The sequence below is a fragment of the Pseudonocardia sp. McavD-2-B genome, assembly GCF_024124365.1.
In the GTDB taxonomy this organism is placed as follows: domain Bacteria; phylum Actinomycetota; class Actinomycetes; order Mycobacteriales; family Pseudonocardiaceae; genus Pseudonocardia; species Pseudonocardia alni.
Genome location: NZ_JAMXSG010000117.1, coordinates 1 through 16829 on the forward strand (window position 1 = coordinate 1; position 16829 = coordinate 16829).

A 16829-nucleotide genomic window follows, 5' to 3' on the forward strand; every position below is an offset into this window, starting at 1 on the left:
CGGTGCGAGCGGCGTGGCGCAGCGGGGCGGGGCGCAGCACCGGGATCAGCTCGCGCAGCGCGGTCGGCAGCGGGGACGGCAGCGAGTCCATCCCGGACACCCCGAGCACGACCGCTCCGACCCGCGGCAGCGCCGCCCACACCCGCGGGTCCCCGGTGATCGCCGACCAGGCGTGCCGGGCGGTCCACCCGGCACGCGCGACGATCTCGGCGCGGCCCCCGAGCCGGGCGGCGGCGATGTTGGGCCACAGCCTGGGCTCGTCGGCCGGGCAGGGCCGCTCGGGTCCGTGGAAGGCCAGCGAGTCCCCGACGACCAGCAGGTCAGGCACCGATGTTGTACCCCGACAGGCGCCAGCGGGGATGGTCGTCACGACGGGCGACGACGGCCCAGCGGGTGTTGCCCAGCCCGCCGATCACCGGCCAGGACGACTGCGGCAGGTCGAGCAGCCCGCACACCATCCCGGCGATCATCCCGCCGTGCGCGACGAGCAGCACGGAGCGCTCCTCCGGGTCGGCGGCGTACTCGAGGTCCAGCTCCTCGACGACCGGCAGCGACCGGACGACGACGTCGACCCGGGACTCCCCACCGGGCGGGGTGAACCGCGGGTCGGACCGCCACTCGGCGATCGCGCCCGGGTCGTCGGCACCGATCTCGGCGATGGTGCGCCCCTGCCAGTCCCCGAGGTGGGTCTCCCGCAGCCGCTTGTCCACCGACAGCGGCAGCCCGACGGCCCCGGCCACGGCGGTCGCGGTGTCGTGGGCACGGGTCAGGTCCGAGGTGATGATCCGGTCGAACCGCTCCTGCGCGAGCCGCGGCGCGACGGCCGCGGCCTGCGCGCGCCCGGCGTCGGTCAGCCGGGTGTCCAGGTGCCCCTGCATCCGGCCGACGGAGTTGTACTCGGTCTGCCCGTGCCGCAGCAGGGTGACCCGGCGCAGCGTCATGCAGTGCCGTCCGGGGCGCCCTGGGGGTCGGGCACCTCGATCGCCGGGCAGTCCTTCCAGAGCCGGTCCAGGCCGTAGAAGCCGCGCTGCTCGGTGTGCATGACGTGCACGACGATGTCGTTGAAGTCCAGCAGGACCCAGCCGTTGTCCTTGTCGCCCTCGCGCCGGGTCGGCTTGCTGCCGCGCTCGCGCAGCTTCTCCTCGACCTCGTCGACGATGGCCTGGACCTGACGCTCGTTGGCCGCCGACGCCAGCACGAAGCAGTCGGTCAGCGCGAGCTGGTCGGACACGTCGAGCGCGACGATGTCGACGGCCTTCTTGTCGGCCGCGGCGGCCGCGGCCACCTTCGCCAGCTCGACCGCCTCCGGTGATGCCGTCACCACACTCTTCCCTTCACGACCACGATTGACCTCGACAGTGTGTCAGCCGGGCACCGGGGGCTTGGGCGGCGGGCACCGGGCGGGATAGGTTTCCGCCTCACGGTGGAACGTCGAAGGAGACTCCCCATGCCCCTGGCGCCCGATCTCGAGGGCACGCAGTGCGAACCGGTCAGCTTCGCGTGGGCACGGGACGACGTGCTCCTCTACGCGGTCGCCGTCGGCGCGGGGGGTGAGGACCCCACCGCCGAGCTGTCGCTGACCACGGAGAACACCGGGGGCGTGCGGACGGCGGTGCTGCCGTCGTTCGCAGAGATCGTCACAGCGGGCGCGAAGGTCGACCTCGGTGACGTGGACGCCTCGCGCGTCGTGCACGCCGAGCAGGCGTTCCGGGTGGTCGGCCCGCTGCCGGTGGAGGGGCGGGTCCGGGTGACCGCGACGGTCACCGAGGTGCTCGACAAGGGGTCCGGGGCGCTGGTGCGCACCGAGGCCGAGGCCGTCGACGCCGGCACCGGCGAGCCGGTGCTGACCAGCACGAAGACGTTGTTCCTCGGCGGCGAGGGCGGCTTCGGCGGCACCCGCGGTGACAGCGCGCCGAGCCCCGTCCCCGACCGCGCACCCGACCACGAGGTGCACTACCGGACCACGCCCGGCCAGGCCCTGCTGTACCGGCTGACCGGGGACCGCAACCCGCTGCACAGCGACCCGCAGTTCGCCGCGAAGGGCGGTTTCGACCGGCCGATCCTGCACGGCATGTGCACGTACGGGTTCACCACGCGTGCGCTGGTCGCGACCGTCTGCGACGGCGACGCCCGTCGCCTCGTCGCGATGGACGCCCGGTTCACCCGGCCGGTCGTACCCGGGCAGTCCCTGACCGTCTCCGTGTGGGACACCGGCGACGGCACGGTCGCGTTCCGGACCGCCGTCGACGGCGAGGTGGTGCTGGACCGCGGCACCGCGGAGGTCACGGCGGCGGCCCCGTCCGCCTGAGCGATCAGGACGCCGCCGCGGTGACCCGCGGCGGCGCCGGGTCCCCCGGGTAGTCCTGACCTCCCCGATAGGCGAGGGCGCACAGCGCGTCGAGTGCCGCGAGCTGCGGGTAGGTCCGGTCCGGGTCGCCCCGGTGCGGCCACCGGTGGTCCAGGTGGCGGAAGGTCACGGCGCGGTGCCGCGTGGTGGCCAGGAAGCGCGGGTTGTCCCGCACGAAGCGGGCGTAGGCGTGCCGGAGCGCGGGGTGGCGGCCCAGCTCGGTGCGGACGAACCGGTCGACGTCGGCGCCGATCTCGTGGACGTACTCCCCGCAGGGGGCGACGACGAACGGCACCACCCACGCCTCGTGCACGCAGAGCAGGTCGCGCACGGCGCGCTGGCGGTGCCCGGCGTTCTCGCTGCGCGACATCCACGCGGCGACGACGGCGCGGCGGCGCGTGCCCATCCGGGCGAGCACGGCCGACGACGGCCAGGGGAACGACGTCCGGAACGGGATGTGGACCGGGTCGCCGTCGACGTGCACGTCGTGGTCGGCGACGCCGCCGCCGGAGTCCTGCACGAGCTGCGCCGACACCGCGCCCCACGGGGCGAGGGTGTGCATCGCGGCGTGGGCGTCCCGGCGGACGGGCTGCGGCACCGCGCGGAGCAGCAGACCGGCCACCGTCGGGGTGGGGACCTCGATCACGAGGATCACCGTAGCCCGATCGGCGCAGCACAGCGTGACCGATGGTCGACTATTGCACTGCGTCGTCACCCGTTCGGCGCTGCGTGATCGGCAGCCGGTAGAGCGCGGCGACCGGCTCGCGACCGTCCGGGAAGCGCCATCCGGCGGGCGCGGCCCCGGTGCGGACCCAGCCGGCCGCCCGGTAGAGGCGCTCGGCCGGGACGGACTCGACGACGTCGAGCACCCCGTCGCGGCCACAGGCCGCGAGCGCGGTGGCGACGCCCGCCAGCAGGGCGCGGGCGTGCCCGGCACGACGGACCGCCGGGTCGACGAACACCCGGGTCAGCCGCAGCGCACCGGAGTCGCCCGCGGCGTCGACATCGTCGGTGAGGAGCGCGGCGTGCCCGGTGACCCGCTCCCCCACCGTGACGACCAGTGCGGTGACCAGTCCCGGCGGGGAGAGGAACGCCGCCGGGACGGCCGGCCAGGTCGACGGGTAACGGTCGGCGGCGTGCACGGCACGCAGTACCGCGACGCAGCCCGGCAGGTCGTCGTCGGTGCGGGGGCGTACGACCACGTCCGGACGCCGGGTCAGCGCGGACGCAGGACGTAGCCGGTGTAGCCGTACTCGGCGCCGAACCGTTCCCGCACGGCGATCTCGTCGCCCACCTCGTCCAGCGCCGCCGGGTCGACGCCGTCCTCACGCAGGGTCGCGATCCGGCAGGCCAGCGGCCGGTAGTAGGCGTCCCAGTCGGAGTCGGGGAGCAGGTAGACCGCCTGCACCGTGTACCCGGCGCGCTCCGCGGCGGCGACGTTCTCCGCGGTCGTCCGCATCCCCGGGTAGCTCCTGTCCCAGAACTCCCGCGCGCCGGGCGACGGCTCGGTGGTCGTCCACTCGGCCTCGGTGAGGACCAGCACACCGCCCGGGGCGAGCAGGCGCCGCCAGCCGGCCAGCGCGGCGTCGAACCCCATGATGTAGGCCGCTCCCTCGGACCAGACGAGGTCGGCCTCGCCGTCGGGCAGCGGGAGGTCGTCCATCGCCGCGACGAGCGGACGCACCCGCTCCCCCAGCCCGGACGTCGCGGCCCGGGTCCGCAGCCGCCGGAGGAAGGGCTCGTGCAGATCGACGGCGACGACCTCACCACCGGTCGCCGCGGCCAGCGGGAGCGTCGAGGGGCCCGTCCCGCAGCCGATGTCGACGATCCGCGGCCGCTCGGGCAGGTCACCGGCCAGCCGCAGCAGCAGCGCCGTCGTCTCCTCCGATCCCGGCGCCTCACGGGGCAGGTCGTCGTGGGCGGCCAGGAAGACCCGCTCCAGCGGTGTGCTCACGCCCGCGCATGATGCCCGCACCGGGCCGTCACCGCACCACCGGAACGTGTGCATGATGGAGTGGTGCACGTCGACATGCTCCTGATGGCGATCCCCCCGCTCGCGATCTACTTCCTGTGCGCGGGTGTGGTCGGGGTGGAGAGCATCGGGGTCCCGCTCCCCGGCGAGATCGTGCTGGTCGGCGCGGCGCTGCTGGCCGCGCGCCCGGGGTCCCACATCGACCCGCTCGCCGTCGCGGCGTCGGCGACGGCGGGCGCGATCGTCGGTGACTCGATCGGCTACTCGGTCGGGCGCCGCTACGGCACCGGCCTGCTCGACCGGCTCGGCCGTCGCTTTCCGAAGCACCTCGGCCCGGCCCACCTCACCGTCGCCCGCCGCATCTTCGACCGGCACGGGGTGTGGGCGGTGCTGTTCGGCCGCTTCGTGGCGATCCTGCGGATCCTGGCCGGGCCGCTGGCCGGGACGATGAAGATGCGCTATCCCGCGTTCCTCGCGGCTAACGCCACCGGTGCGGTGCTGTGGGCGGGCGGCACGGTCGCCCTGATCTACCTGCTCGGCATCGTCGCCGAGACCTGGCTGAAGCGGTTCTCCTGGATCGGGCTGATCGTCGCCGTCGTGGGCGGGCTGTTGGTGTCGCGGTACGTGCGGCACCGCGTCGAGCGGGCCGCCGCCCGGGAGGAGACGGCGACCTGAGCGCCGATCAGCGCGGCGCGTGAGCGGTGTAGACGATCCCGCCGCCCAACGAGCGGGCGTCGAGGAGCCGTAGCCCCTCGGCGTTCCAGCCGTCGGGGAACAGCCGCCGGCCGGCACCCTGGACCACGGGGTGGTGGAAGAGCCGGAACTCGTCGACGAGCCCGGCGGCGATGAGCGTGTGGCAGAGCGTGATGCTGCCGGTCAGCACGATGTCGGTGCCCGGCTGCTCCTTGAGCGCCGCCACCTCGGCCACCGGGTCCCCGGACAGGATCGTGGAGTTCTGCCACTCCGGGTCGGTCAGCGTGGAGGACACCACGTACTTGTCGACCTGGTTCAGGTAGTCGGTGATGCCGGTGGCGTCGTCGGTCTGCGCGGGCCAGAAGCCGCGGAAGTCGCAGAACGTGCGACGGCCGAGCAGGGTCGCGTCGGACGCGGCGTCCTGGCGGTGCAGCTCGGCCAGCATGTCGCCGCCGTCGTCTCCTCCGGACCCGGCGCTCGGGTCGAACCAGTCGCCGAGGAACTCGACGGCGCCGTCGAGGGTGATGTTCTGGGTGATCGCGAGGGTGCGCACGGGAGGTGCCTCCACGGTCGTCGGTGCGTCGTACACCGGGGTCGACCGCGGAGGCGTCCCGGACTCATCGCTCCGCTCAGCCGTCGACGACGGTGATCGCCGACGCCGGGCAGCCGCGCGCCGCGTTGCGCACGGCCTGCTCCTGGCCGTCCGGCGGGGTGTCGGTGAGCAGCTCGACGACGGCGTCGGAATCGCGCTGGTCGAACACGTCCGGGGCGGTGAGCAGGCACTGCCCCGAGCCGACGCACGCGTGCTGGTCGACCTCGACCTTCATCGCGGTCCCCTCCCTCACCAGCGGACCGGCAGGCTGCGGACGCCGCCGGTGATGTGGTCGGTGCGCACGTCGAGCTCGTCCATGCCGACGGCGAGGTCCAGCCCGGGAAGCCGGCGGGCGAGCGTCGCGAACACCGCGCGCAGCTCGGTGCGGGCCAGGCTCGCGCCGATGCAGAAGTGCGGCCCGTGGCCGAAGCCGACGTGCCCGCGCTCGGTGCGGTCGGGGTCGAAGGTCTCGGCGTGGTCGAAGACGTCGACGTCGCGGTTGGCGGCGTTGACCGAGAGGATCACCGCGTCGCCGCGCGCGATCGTGACCCCGGCGATCTCCACGTCTTCGTGGGCGTAGCGCAGCAGCCCCAGGTCGCCGGGCGCGCCGAGGCGCATGACCTCCTCGATGACGGCGTCGACCCGGCCGTCCGGGTCCGCGGCGAGCCTGTCCCACTGGTCGCGGTTGGTCATCAGGAACAGGATGCCGAGCCCGATCCGGTTCACCGTGGTCTCGTGGCCGGCGAACAGCAGCCCGACACAGAGCCGGACCATCTCCGGGTAGCCGAACCCGGGGTCCTCGGCCTGGGCCTGCACGAGGTCGGTGATGACGTCCTCGCCCGGCTCGGCGCGCTTGCCCTCGGCGAGCCCGGCCATGTAGCGGCCGAACTCCTCGCGGGCGACGTGGGCGTCCTCCCCGGAGAAGGTCGCCATCCGGTCGGACAGTGCGCGGAAGTACTCGCCGTCGGACTCGGGGACGCCGAGCAGCGAGCAGATGACCGCCACGGGCAGCGGGAAGGCGAGGTGGGCGTGCAGGTCCACGGTGGCACCCGGGCCCGCGGCGTCGTGCTCGGCGACCATCGCGTCGACGTAGCCGTCGACGAGGTCCTGCACGTGCCCGGACAGCGTCCGCATCCGCTTGGCGGAGAAGGCCGGGGTGAGCAGCCGGCGCATCCGGCCGTGCTCCTCCGCCTCGTTCTCGTAGGTGCCGGTCGGCCCGTCCTGGACGGCGGCGGTGCTGATCCTCGACGCCTTCTCCGGCTCCGGGTGCGACCGACCGAACCGCTTGTCCCCGAGCAGCTCGCGGACCTCGGCGAACCGGGTCACCAGCCAGGCCGGGTCCCCGGCCGGGGTGGTCACGGGCGCGATCGGCGCCTCGCGGCGCAGGACCTCGTAGAACGGCGCGAGGTCGAGCAGGTTCGGTCGGGTGAACGGCAGGCGGGGACGCTCGGTGGCGAGGGTCATCGACACTCCTGGGGTCGTGGTGGTGATCCCCAGCCTACGATTTATTGGCAGTATCTGCCACGAATGTGTTCGGAGTGCGCCGGACCGTCCCCGAACGGGCGGGTCGGGGACGGTCCGGGCCCGCGGTCACGCCGGGCTGTCGAGCAGCTCCTGCAGGTACTGGTCGATCTGCGGCATGTAGGTGGGCGCGACGCCGAACAGGGCGAGGTGCCCGAGCAGGTCGTCGACGACGCGGATCGTCGCGTGCGGGGTCAGCTCCAGCTCGGCCTCGTGGTCACGGACCGGGAAGAACATGTCCTCGTTGATCGGGATGACCCGGGCGACGGACTCGTTGCGCCCGAGCGCGTCGGCGAGGTCGCCGCCGGTGTGACGGGCGACGTCGCCCCGTTGCCACTTCCACGCCATGCACAGCAGGTCGTTGGGGTCCATCGCGGTGAAGTACGGCTCCAGGAAGCCGGCCATGAACGCCTCGCGGGACTCGAACTCCAGGGCGCGCCACACCTCCTGCTTCCAGAACTCGGTGGAGAACCCCATCACCGCCCAGATGCCGGCGTGCCGCTTCAGCCCGGCCTCGACCTCGGTGTTGCTGCGGTAGTTGCCGCCGGCGAAGCCGGGGTCGGAGGTGATCGCCTCGACCAGGGCCTGCGTGTAGAGGAAGTCGTGCGGGGTGTTCTGCGCGGTCCCGGCGATCGGCGCGGCGCGGCGCACCTTCTGCGGGAACCGGACCATCCACTCGTAGGTCTGCTGCGCGCCCATCGACCCCCCGACGACCAGCGCGAGCCGGTCGATCCCGTAGTGCTCGCGCAGGAGCTGCTCCTGGGCACGGACGTCGTCGCCGATGCGGACGTGCGGGAAGTTCGACATCGCGATGCCCGCGTTGGCACCCGAGGCGTTGTGCGGGCTGGTCGACAGACCGTTGCCGATCTGGTTGACCACGACGATGAAGTACCGCTCCGGGTTCAGCGCGTGGTCCGGGCCGATGTAGACGTCGCGGAAGATCTGGTGCGTGCCCGAGTACCAGGTCGTCACGAGGATCGCGTTGTCCTTCGCCGCGTTCAGCGTGCCGAAGGTGGCCACCGCGAGCTGCAGGTCGGGGATCACCCCGCCCTCCTCCAGCGCGAACTCCCCGAGGCTGATCAGGTCGTAGTCGCCGTGGAACTCGTGGGTGTAATAGGGATTCTCGATCGCCGTCGGCTGCGCTGTCGTCCCGGTCGTCACTGCTGTCACGCTCCTGCTCCGTCGAAGACGCGGACCGGGGCCGACTCTTCTCCCTTGTGACGCGTGGCACAAGATCCCGACCGGGCCGTGCTCAGCTCCAGGCGACGACGAGCACCAGCATCGTCACGACGATGCCGAGTCCCAGCACCGTCATCAGCAGCCAGGCCGCGGCGTTCGGTGGCGCCGCGGCGGGGGCCGGGTCGGTACTGCGGCGCAGCTCGGCGAGCTGGGCGGGGTCGAGGATGGGCACGGTCAGGTCGTCGGAGTTCATATGGTGGTAACGCGCGGAGACGGGTCGCAGGCACTGCGTCCCCGTCTCTCGTGTACCGCAGGAAGATCGATGTCGCGGACGGTGGTTCACGTCCGCCCACCGGGTTCACTTTCCGTAGACCGGGAACACGCGTTGCATGACTCACCGTGATCGGACGGGTCGCGGCGTCGCACCTCGCAGAGGCTTCCCGGACCTCGCAGCCCCCGCAGTGGCTGCGAGGTCGGGGCACGGTGTGCGGGGTCGGGTCGTCACACGCCGGGCGGCGGGGACGCGCCGTCGATCCGGGCGGACAGCCAGTCCCGTGCGTACCGCAGCGCGGTCGCGGCGACCGGGGTGTCGTGCCCGGCGAAGCCGTGCGGGACGCCCCGGTTGACGCGCAGGTCGACCTCGGCCCCGGCCGTCGCGAGCCGGGCGGCCATCGCGAGGTCGTCCTCCAGCAGCACGTCGTCGGTACCGACCGTCATCAGCAGCGGCGGCAGGCCGGTGAGGTCGGCGAACACCGGGGAGAGGTCCGGGACGGTCCGGTCGGCGACGTGGCCGGCGTAGGCGCGCAGGAAGTACTCGCCGGCGATGCGGCGACCAGCCGGGGTGCGGGCACTCAGGTCGTAGGTGCCGTACCGCAGCTCGGCCCCGGCGACCCGATCGGCCAGACCGCGGTCGCGCAACCGCAGCAGCGTCGTCACGGCCAGGGTGGCCCCGGCGGAGACGCCCGTGAACGCGACCCGGTCGGTGCCGAACAGCTCCGGCGCCCGGTCGAGCAGCCACAGTGCCGCGGTCGCGCAGTCGTCGGGGGCGGCCGGCCAGGGGTGCTCCCGGGCGAGCCGGTGGTCGACGGCGACGACCGCGACGCCGAGCGCCTCGGACAGCTCCCGGTTCCCGACGTCGTCCCGCGCGGCCGAGCCCAGGTAGGAACCGCCGCCGCGGATCTGCAGGAGCACCCCGCGCGCCGTGCCCGGCGGGCGGCAGATCCGCACCGGCACCCGACGGCCGTCGGCGACGGCGACGGCGACCTCCCCCACCGCGGGCGGCACCGCGGGCGGTGGCGTGGCGGCCGCGGCGCGGACCGCGCGGAGCTCGTCGGCGTCGGCGGGGCCGCGGCCCGCCGGACGGGAACCGTAGAAGGCCCGGGTCCGCTCGGCGTCGACCGGCGGGACCGTCACGGTCAGTGCGTCGAGGGCGACACGCACGGGCCGATCAGTCCTGCCCGCGGCGGGTCAGCACCGTGGGGCCGTCCTCGGTGATCGCGACGGTGTGCTCGGAATGCGCGGTGCGCGAGCCGTCGGCGGAGCGGATCGTCCAGCCGTCCGGGTCGAACACGATCTTGTCGGTGGTCCGTGCGAACCAGGGCTCGAGTGCGAGGGTCAGCCCCGGGCGCAGGGTCAGGCCGCGACCGGCCCGCCCGGCGTTCGGGATGTGGATGTCGCCGTGCATGGTGCGGCCGAGGTCGTGCCCGCCGAACTCGGTGTTGACCGGGTAGCCGTAGTCGCGGGCGACCCCGCCGATGGCGGCGGAGATGTCGCCGAGCCGGTTGCCCGGCCGGGCCGCGTCGATCGCGGCCTCCAGGGCGTCCTCGGTGGCCCGGATGACGCGCAGGTCGCCCTCGTCGGCCGTCGTGCCGACGACGACCGTCCGGGCGGAGTCGGCGACCCAGCCGTCGATGCTGACGGCGATGTCGGCGCTGAGGACGTCGCCGTCGCGCAGGACGTAGTCGTGCGGGAGCCCGTGCAGCACGGCGTCGTTGACCGACAGACAGATGACGTTGCGGAACGGGCCGCGCCCGAAGGACGGGGCGTAGTCCCAGTAGCAGGACTCGGCGCCGCGTTCGGCGATCATGCCGCGCACGTGCTGCTCGATGTCGAGGAGGTTCACGCCGACGTCGGCGATCCGGCCGACCTCGGTGAGCACCTCGGCGACGAACCTGCCGGTCGTGTGCATCCGGTCGATCTCGGCCGGCGTCTTCAGTTCGATCACGGTATTACTATACCGAACCGTCACGGCTTGCCGGTACAGTAATACCGACCCTACGCTCGACGCATGGTCCGTCAGCCCCTCACGCCCGAGCAGATCGAGGCCGGCCGCCGTCTCGGCGCGCTGCTGCGCCGGGCCCGGGGCGACCGCGACCCGGTCGACGTCGCGCGGGCGGCCGGCATCTCCCCCGAGACGCTGCGCAAGCTCGAGACCGGACGGCTGCCGTCGCCCGGGTTCGGGACGATCGTGTGCCTGGGTGAGGCGCTCGGGGTGCCGCTGGAGGAGCTGGCGGCGGAGTGGCGCGGGAGCGACGTGGCCATGGAGGCGGCCGGGTAGCGGTGCCCGGGTCTCCCGGGGCCGTGCGCCGATCGGCCACCCGTCCGGCCGGACCTCGCCGTCGACGACGCACCGGCCGGCACCGTCGAGCCACCGGCGCCACACGACCCGTCGGGCCGCCGGTGGACCGGTCGCCCGTCCGCGTCGGACGCCTCGCGGTGGAACCGGCACACGAGCCCGTCGGACAGGCGCACGAACCCGACGGGCTCCACGGCTCCCGGGTACCCGACGCGGCCGGGTCCGTCGATCGGGTTGCGGCCCGCCGGAATGGCCGACGACGGGGTGAGGTTGACCGGAGCGGTGCCGGACGGCGCCGGACACCCGTGGGAGGAGCACGAGATGAGTGACGCGTCGGCCCCGTTCGACATGGCGGCGATGAACCGCGCCGTGATCGAGGAGTTCCGGGCGACCGGAGGACGGGCGGGCGGCATGTTCCAGGGCAAGCCGCTCGTGCTGGTGCACCACACGGGAGCCCGGTCCGGCACCGAGCGGATCGCGCCCCTGGTCCCGCTCCTCGACGGCGAGCGGATCTTCATCTTCGCCAGTAAGGGCGGCGCCGACACCAACCCGGACTGGTACCACAACCTCCTGGCGAACCCCGACACCCGCGTCGAGCTGGGCACCGAGACCCTGCCCGTGCAGGTGCGGGAGGTCACCGGTCCCGAGCGGGACGAGGTCTACGCCCGCCAGGTCGCGCTGGAGCCGCAGTTCGGCGAGTACCAGCGCTCGACGGAGCGGACCATCCCGGTGCTGGAGCTGCAGCGGACCTGAGCCCGCACCCCGGTTCAGGCCCGCCGCGTGGCCGGCCGGTCGCCCGTCGATCAGTATCTGAGCGCGCTCGCGTGGGGCGCGCACAGCACTCCTGTACTGATCGACGGGACCTCGTCGTCGCCCGGGGTGGATGGGGCAGGATCCGCACTCCTCCCGCGGTGCAGGGGTGCACCGGTACCTCCACCGTGGCGATCACACCCGGCGCACCGACAGGCCGGCCGAGCTCCCGTCCACCCGGCGGTCCCCTGCCCCGTGGTGGTGACCGGTCGTCGTCGGGCCTCGCCGGCCGGGCCGGCATGTACCGGATGCCCCGCCGTGACCATCGGGGCGGATGCCGTGGTCGGGGCAGGAAGCATTGTGACGCGCGATGTGTCCGACCGCGTTCTTGTCGCAGGGAACCCGGCCCGACTCGTTCCGCGAGTCATGAGGGAGCCACGTCCATCGACCCCGTTGCGATCGTCGGCATCGGGCACATTCCTGGACAGCTGGCGACCGCCTCCCACTCCACTGCAGTCGGTCGATATTCAGTCCGACCACGTCCGTCGCTCATGCCAGGATCACCTCATGTCGACGCTGCGAACCGTGGGACGTCTGACCGGGTGGGCATGCATAGCGATCGGTGGGATCCAGCTCGTCGGCGGAGCACGCGGGGAGCCGGGCATGACCGACGACGCGACGGTCGACTCACACGTTCGTTTCATGGGGCCTGTCTTCGCCGGCTACGGGGTCGCCTGGCTCGACGCCGTGGCCGACGACGAACCGGACCTGGACCGCATGCGGCTCCTCGCCGGCCTGATGGCCCTCGGGGGGATCGGACGGCTCGCGACCCGCGCGACCCTGGGCCGACCGCACCGGTTCCATGACCTGCTGCTCGCAGTCGAGCTCGCCGCACCGGTCGTCACGGAGGTAGCGGGCCACCGTGAGCGTCGAGGTCGGTGAGGATCGCGCGGTCAACGACGCCGAACGAGGGATCGCACTCGGCATCGCCGAACGACGACGCGGACAGCCGCAGTCCCCGGACCGTGGAGGTCCGGCGTGAGCACGCTGTGGAGCGTCCAGGATCTCGCCGACTGGTTCGGCGTACCGGTCCAGACCGTCCACCAGTGGCGGAACAAGGACTACGGCCCGCGCGGGGTCGAGGTCGGCAAGCACGTCCGGTTCCGCCCCACCGAGGTTGAGCGCCGACTGGACTCCCTCGACCGGCGGGCTGCCTGTTCGAGTGCACGGTCGACGCCGACCGGCAGGACGGCACCATGCACGCTGACATCTCAGTAGCCGGACGCCCTGGACCGCACCCGGACGCTCGTCGACACCGCGCTCGGTGCGGGTCTGCGCTGACCGTCCGAGTCAGGTGATCGTGTACCGGATGTGTACCCGCCGGGGTGCCCGTCGGAGAAACCGCAGGTCAGGCGTCCGGATTCAGGTACAGACTGCGCTTGGAGATGTACTGCACCACCCCGTCCGGCACGAGGTACCAGACCGGCCTCCCCGCACCCACGCGCGCCCGGCACTCGCTGGACGAGATTGCCATCGCGGGCACCTCGACCGTCGTCACCGACCCCTGGGGCAGGTGCCCGTCGGCCAGCTCGTACCCGGGCCGGGTCACGCCGACGAAATGCGCGTAGCGGAACAGCTCGTCGACCTTGCGCCAGGACAGGATCTGCTGGAGCGCGTCGGCGCCGGTGATGAAGAACAGCTGCGCGTCGGGCATGGTGGCGTGCAGGTCGGCGAGGGTGTCCGCGGTGTAGGTGGGGCCGTCACGGTCGACGTCGACGCGGCTGACCGAGAACCGGGGGTTCGACGCCGTCGCGATGACCGTCATCAGGTAGCGGTCCTCGGCCGGCGAGACGTCGCGGCCGGTCTTCTGCCACGGTCGCCCGGTCGGCACGAAGATCACCTCGTCGAGGGCGAAGCGGTCCGCCACCTCACTGGCGGCGACGAGGTGGCCGTGGTGGACGGGGTCGAACGTCCCGCCCATCACGCCGATCTTGCGCTGCATCGACGCAGACTATGTCGGTCGCCCACCCGGAGGCATCCCCGGATACAGGTGGCGGAACTGGACGCTGATGCGCGGACCGCTGCGCGCCACCTTCGGCACGCTGTGCTGCCAGGTCCGCTGGCACGTCCCGCCCATGACCAGCAGGTCGCCCGAGGCGAGCGGGAACGACACCGACGCCCCGCCGCCGGTCGGGCGCAGCCGCAGCGGCCGCGTCGCGCCGAGGGCGACCAGCGCGACGACGGCCTCGGGCCGCTCGCGGGCGACCCGATCGCCGTGCCAGGCCACGCCGTCGGCGCCGTCGCGGTAGAGGTTCACGCCGATCTGGGTGAAGTCGTGGCCGTAGCGCTCCCCCAGCGTCCGGCCCATGTCGCGCAGCCGGTGGGGCACTGCGTCGTCGGGCAGGACCCAGCGGTGGGTGAGGCGCGGCTCGTCGACCACGCGGTCGTACATGCGGCGGCGGTGGCCGCGGAACGGCACGGTCGCGCGGAGCAGCGCGAACAGCTCGTCCGCATCGGGGGCCCAGCCGACCGCGACGTCGACCCACGCCCCACCGGTGAGCTCGTGCCGGTACGCCGGGGCCACACCCCCGGTCGCGAAGAGCGAAGCCTGCCCGCCGACGTCCACCTCCCGAACGCTACGCCCGATCGAACGAGAGTTCGAGCGACGTCTCTGCGACGATCTTCGTCATGTCCTCGCGTGCCGACGGTGCCGTGCTGTCCTACCTGGGTCTGCGGCGTGCCGTCGGCGTGATCGGGATCCTGCTCCCGTTCGTGCTGGTGACGGGCGACCTGGCCCTCGGCGGCGACGGGCTGCGGGACTCCATCAGCCGCTACTACTACTCGCCGATGCGCGACGTGTTCGTCGGCTCGCTGTGCGCGGTCGGCGTGTTCCTCTTCTGCTACCGCTACGAGCGGCCGGACAACCGGCTCGCCAACATCACCGGGACGGCGGCGATCGCCGTCGCACTGCTGCCCACCCGGCCCGACGGCGCGGCGACGACGGCGGCGACCGTCGTCGGGTACCTCCACCTGGCCGCGGCGACGGTGTTCTTCGCGGGCCTGGCCTGGTTCTGCCTGGTGCTGTTCACCCGCGGCGGATCCGGGACGCGGAGCAAGGCCGCCCGCAACCTCGTCTACCGGGTCTGCGGCGCGACGATCGTGATCTGCCTGGTGCTGGCCGCACTGGACGCGGCACTGGTGCCCGACGCCGTCGCCGAGCGGTTCCACACCCTGTTCTGGCTGGAGGCCGTCGCGATCCTCGCCTTCGGTGTCGCGTGGTTCGTCAAGGGCGACACGATCCTGAAGGACCCACCGACGCAGGACCCGGCGCCGGTGATCTGACCCGCCCGTACGGCACCGGCCCCGCAACGGCGGACGGGCCGGTCCGGACACCCCTCGAGGGTCCGGACCGGCCCGTCGCGGGACCGGGGTCGGTCAGCCGACCGGGGTCGCCGGCGCCGACGGCAGGTCGCCGCCGGTGGCGCCGGTGATCATGTCGACGACGCTGTCCAGCGGGGCCGGCAGCGCGAGGTCGTGCTTCTTGTCGTCGTGCTTCTCGTGGTCCCACTTCTTGTGGTGACCGTGCTTCTTGTGGTGGCCCTTGTCCTTGTCACCCTCGTGCTTCGAGTGACCCTTGTCCTTGCCACCCTCGTCGTAGCCGGTGGTGCCGGCGAAGGCCGCGGCGGGCGCCGCGACGGCCAGGGGGAGCAGCGCTGCGCCGACGAGCGCGCCGCGAACGGACTTCCGCATCTCACAACCTCCATGGTTGGTCGTTAGACCGTCGCAAACGGTCTTGCCCACTCAACGAGGGGCGACCGCGCCCGCAACGCGCATTCACCCGTTCGCGTCACCTGCGGAGATACCTGATAGTCAGATGTCGACTACGGCAGGTGGGTGACCGGATCAGCCGCGCGAGCGAGCGGCGGCGGCGGCCAGGATCGGCAGGTACGCGTCGAGCACCCACGGGATCGACAGGACCGACGGCGCCGAGCTCGCCACCACCCGGTCGGCCCCGACGACCGGGGCGAACCCGCCACGGGCCATCGCCGGCAGCAGCCCGACGCCGGGCGCGCTCCGGAAGGCCTGCTCCTCGGCCGGCGTCGCGAAGAAGCCGATGACGAGGTCGGACTCGACGCGCGAGAGCAGCTCACCGCTGACGGTGTAGTAGACCTCCCCACCGCCCGGCGCGTTCTGCTCGACGTAGGGCGCCAGGGTGAGCCCGAGGTCGGTGACCAGCTGGACGCGGACGTCGCCCGCCCGGAAGACACCGAGCGCACCGGAGTCCATCCCTCCGGTGTAGACGAACGTGGCGCCCGCCAGCTGCGGGTACCGCTGGGCCGCCGTGCGCAGGCGCTGCCCGGTGGAGTCGATCAGCTGCCGGGCCCGCGCCGGGTCGCCGAACACCTGACCGGCGATCCGGGTCTGGTCCTGCCAGCCGGTGGAGTAGGGGGCGTCGGGGTAGGCGACGGTCGGGGCGATCGCGGACAGCTGGTCGTACTCGGCCCGCGTCAGCCCCGAGTAGGTGGCCAGCACCAGGTCCGGCCGGGCCGCAGCGACCTGTTCGATCGGCGTCACCGACAGGTCGTCGGAGCCGATGACCTGCGGAAACGCGCCACCGTGCGCGGTGATCGCGTCGCGCACCCAGGGCAGCACACCCTCGGCGTCGCCGCCGTAGACGGTGCGCGGGATCGCGACCGGCAGCACCCCCATCGCCAGCGCGACGTCGGTGTTCGCCGCGCTCAGCGTGACGACGCGCTGCGGCCGGTCGGGGACGACCGTCTCCCCCAGCGCGTGCCGCACCGTCACCGGGTAGCCCTCCGCGGCCACACCCTCGGCGCCCTGCCCGTCCTGCGGCCGGGTCCCGCACCCGGCGAGGACCAGCAGACCGGCGGCGCCGGCGAGGACGCCGCGACGGCTCACGGAACGGGCGGACAGGGGTGCTGCGGCACGCGGCACGGCAGGCCTCCTTCGACTTGGGAAGGCGAGCCTAACCTGACCTGATTGTCGTCTCTGCGTGATCCGCATCGCTCGTTCGGCGCCCCGGGGGCCGCACCCGTCGCGCGGGTCCGGACACCCCGGCCGGAGCGTCCGGACCCGCGGGTAGCGTCGCGACCATGCGTGCTCCGGACACCGGCGACCGGGCCGACCGCGACGCCGGCCCCCGCTCCCCCGCGCCCGGGCCCCCGGCCCCTCCGCCCGC

22 protein-coding genes and 1 pseudogene are annotated in these 16829 nt (G+C 73.2%); 6 read left to right on the plus strand and 17 right to left on the minus strand.

The features are described from left to right. From NH602_RS16395 to rsfS, 3 genes and pseudogenes are all read right to left on the minus strand, one after another. Nucleotides 1-328: pseudogene (locus NH602_RS16395) on the minus strand (SGNH/GDSL hydrolase family protein); the annotation flags it as partial. After that, a complete protein-coding gene (locus NH602_RS16400; protein ID WP_073578024.1) occupies nt 321-941 on the minus strand; it encodes a histidine phosphatase family protein in 621 nt (206 codons plus the stop codon). The gene NH602_RS16400 and the pseudogene NH602_RS16395, both read right to left, overlap by 8 nt. Further along, on the minus strand, nt 938-1321 hold the full coding sequence (gene rsfS, locus NH602_RS16405) for a ribosome silencing factor (RefSeq protein WP_073578246.1): 384 nt from the start codon (nt 1319-1321) through the stop codon (nt 938-940). The genes NH602_RS16400 and rsfS overlap by 4 nt, the downstream gene beginning before the upstream one ends. A 126-nt stretch (nt 1322-1447) precedes the next feature. Between rsfS and NH602_RS16410 the strand changes: the two genes are divergently transcribed. After that, nucleotides 1448-2308, plus strand: coding sequence for a MaoC family dehydratase (locus NH602_RS16410; RefSeq protein ID WP_253068264.1), 861 nt, complete (start codon nt 1448-1450; stop codon nt 2306-2308). 4 nt (nt 2309-2312) lie between these two features. On the opposite strand, the gene NH602_RS16415 is transcribed toward NH602_RS16410, so the two are convergent. The 3 genes from NH602_RS16415 to NH602_RS16425 are packed head-to-tail and all read right to left on the minus strand — an operon-like array spanning nt 2313 to nt 4301. Next, complete coding sequence (locus tag NH602_RS16415; RefSeq protein WP_139283009.1) at nt 2313-2993, minus strand: hypothetical protein; 681 nt, start codon at nt 2991-2993, stop codon at nt 2313-2315. Between the two features lie 49 nt (nt 2994-3042). Continuing rightward, nucleotides 3043-3549 (minus strand): GNAT family N-acetyltransferase, encoded by a 507-nt coding sequence (locus tag NH602_RS16420; RefSeq protein ID WP_179760592.1) that lies wholly within the window; start codon nt 3547-3549, stop codon nt 3043-3045. A 14-nt stretch (nt 3550-3563) separates the two neighbouring features. Next, the gene (locus NH602_RS16425; RefSeq protein ID WP_253068265.1) at nt 3564-4301 is read right to left on the minus strand and encodes a class I SAM-dependent methyltransferase; all 738 of its coding nucleotides are present in this window, start codon (nt 4299-4301) and stop codon (nt 3564-3566) included. Nucleotides 4302-4364: 63 nt separating this feature from the next. Here NH602_RS16425 and NH602_RS16430 point away from each other — a divergent pair, with 63 nt between their 5' ends. Next, nucleotides 4365-4994, plus strand: coding sequence for a DedA family protein (locus NH602_RS16430; RefSeq protein WP_253068266.1), 630 nt, complete (start codon nt 4365-4367; stop codon nt 4992-4994). Nucleotides 4995-5001: 7 nt separating this feature from the next. On the opposite strand, the gene NH602_RS16435 is transcribed toward NH602_RS16430, so the two are convergent. From NH602_RS16435 to map, 7 genes are all read right to left on the minus strand, one after another. Next, nucleotides 5002-5565 carry a dihydrofolate reductase family protein gene (locus NH602_RS16435; protein ID WP_073578248.1) on the minus strand — a complete coding sequence of 188 codons (564 nt, stop codon included), beginning with the start codon at nt 5563-5565 and terminating at the stop codon, nt 5002-5004. 76 nt (nt 5566-5641) lie between these two features. Beyond that, nucleotides 5642-5839 (minus strand): ferredoxin, encoded by a 198-nt coding sequence (locus tag NH602_RS16440; protein ID WP_062404434.1) that lies wholly within the window; start codon nt 5837-5839, stop codon nt 5642-5644. 14 nt (nt 5840-5853) lie between these two features. Then, a complete protein-coding gene (locus tag NH602_RS16445) occupies nt 5854-7068 on the minus strand; it encodes a cytochrome P450 (protein ID WP_253068267.1) in 1215 nt (404 codons plus the stop codon). A gap of 126 nt (nt 7069-7194) precedes the next feature. Continuing rightward, a complete protein-coding gene (locus tag NH602_RS16450; protein WP_253068268.1) occupies nt 7195-8295 on the minus strand; it encodes an alpha/beta fold hydrolase in 1101 nt (366 codons plus the stop codon). Nucleotides 8296-8377: 82 nt separating this feature from the next. Further along, nucleotides 8378-8557 (minus strand): hypothetical protein, encoded by a 180-nt coding sequence (locus tag NH602_RS16455; RefSeq protein WP_073578029.1) that lies wholly within the window; start codon nt 8555-8557, stop codon nt 8378-8380. Between the two features lie 248 nt (nt 8558-8805). Next, nucleotides 8806-9744, minus strand: coding sequence for an alpha/beta hydrolase fold domain-containing protein (locus NH602_RS16460; protein WP_253068269.1), 939 nt, complete (start codon nt 9742-9744; stop codon nt 8806-8808). A gap of 7 nt (nt 9745-9751) precedes the next feature. After that, nucleotides 9752-10528 (minus strand): type I methionyl aminopeptidase, encoded by a 777-nt coding sequence (gene map, locus NH602_RS16465; protein WP_073578030.1) that lies wholly within the window; start codon nt 10526-10528, stop codon nt 9752-9754. 63 nt (nt 10529-10591) lie between these two features. Between map and NH602_RS16470 the strand changes: the two genes are divergently transcribed. From NH602_RS16470 to NH602_RS16485, 3 genes are all read left to right on the plus strand, one after another. Continuing rightward, nucleotides 10592-10861, plus strand: a complete 270-nt coding sequence (locus NH602_RS16470; protein WP_073578031.1) for a helix-turn-helix domain-containing protein — start codon at nt 10592-10594, stop codon at nt 10859-10861. A 339-nt stretch (nt 10862-11200) separates the two neighbouring features. Next, nucleotides 11201-11632, plus strand: a complete 432-nt coding sequence (locus tag NH602_RS16475) for a nitroreductase family deazaflavin-dependent oxidoreductase (RefSeq protein WP_253068270.1) — start codon at nt 11201-11203, stop codon at nt 11630-11632. Nucleotides 11633-12196: 564 nt separating this feature from the next. Then, entirely contained in the window at nt 12197-12571 is a 375-nt protein-coding gene (locus tag NH602_RS16485) for a DUF4345 domain-containing protein (protein ID WP_253068273.1), read from the plus strand. Between the two features lie 466 nt (nt 12572-13037). On the opposite strand, the gene nadD is transcribed toward NH602_RS16485, so the two are convergent. Both nadD and NH602_RS16500 read right to left on the minus strand, forming a co-directional pair. Continuing rightward, entirely contained in the window at nt 13038-13631 is a 594-nt protein-coding gene (gene nadD / locus NH602_RS16495) for a nicotinate-nucleotide adenylyltransferase (RefSeq protein ID WP_253068271.1), read from the minus strand. Nucleotides 13632-13640: 9 nt separating this feature from the next. After that, nucleotides 13641-14255 (minus strand): alpha-ketoglutarate-dependent dioxygenase AlkB, encoded by a 615-nt coding sequence (locus tag NH602_RS16500; protein ID WP_073578035.1) that lies wholly within the window; start codon nt 14253-14255, stop codon nt 13641-13643. A 62-nt stretch (nt 14256-14317) separates the two neighbouring features. On the opposite strand from NH602_RS16500, the gene NH602_RS16505 reads away from it, so the two are divergent. Continuing rightward, nucleotides 14318-14971 (plus strand): hypothetical protein, encoded by a 654-nt coding sequence (locus NH602_RS16505; RefSeq protein ID WP_073578036.1) that lies wholly within the window; start codon nt 14318-14320, stop codon nt 14969-14971. A 93-nt stretch (nt 14972-15064) separates the two neighbouring features. Here NH602_RS16505 and NH602_RS16510 read toward each other — a convergent pair whose 3' ends face one another. Together NH602_RS16510 and NH602_RS16515 are read right to left on the minus strand one after the other, a co-directional pair. Continuing rightward, a complete protein-coding gene (locus tag NH602_RS16510) occupies nt 15065-15379 on the minus strand; it encodes a hypothetical protein (RefSeq protein ID WP_179760610.1) in 315 nt (104 codons plus the stop codon). A 153-nt stretch (nt 15380-15532) separates the two neighbouring features. Beyond that, nucleotides 15533-16585: an ABC transporter substrate-binding protein gene (locus tag NH602_RS16515; protein ID WP_253068272.1), complete on the minus strand. Its 1053-nt coding sequence runs from the start codon at nt 16583-16585 to the stop codon at nt 15533-15535. Between the last annotated feature and the right edge of the window lie 244 nt (nt 16586-16829).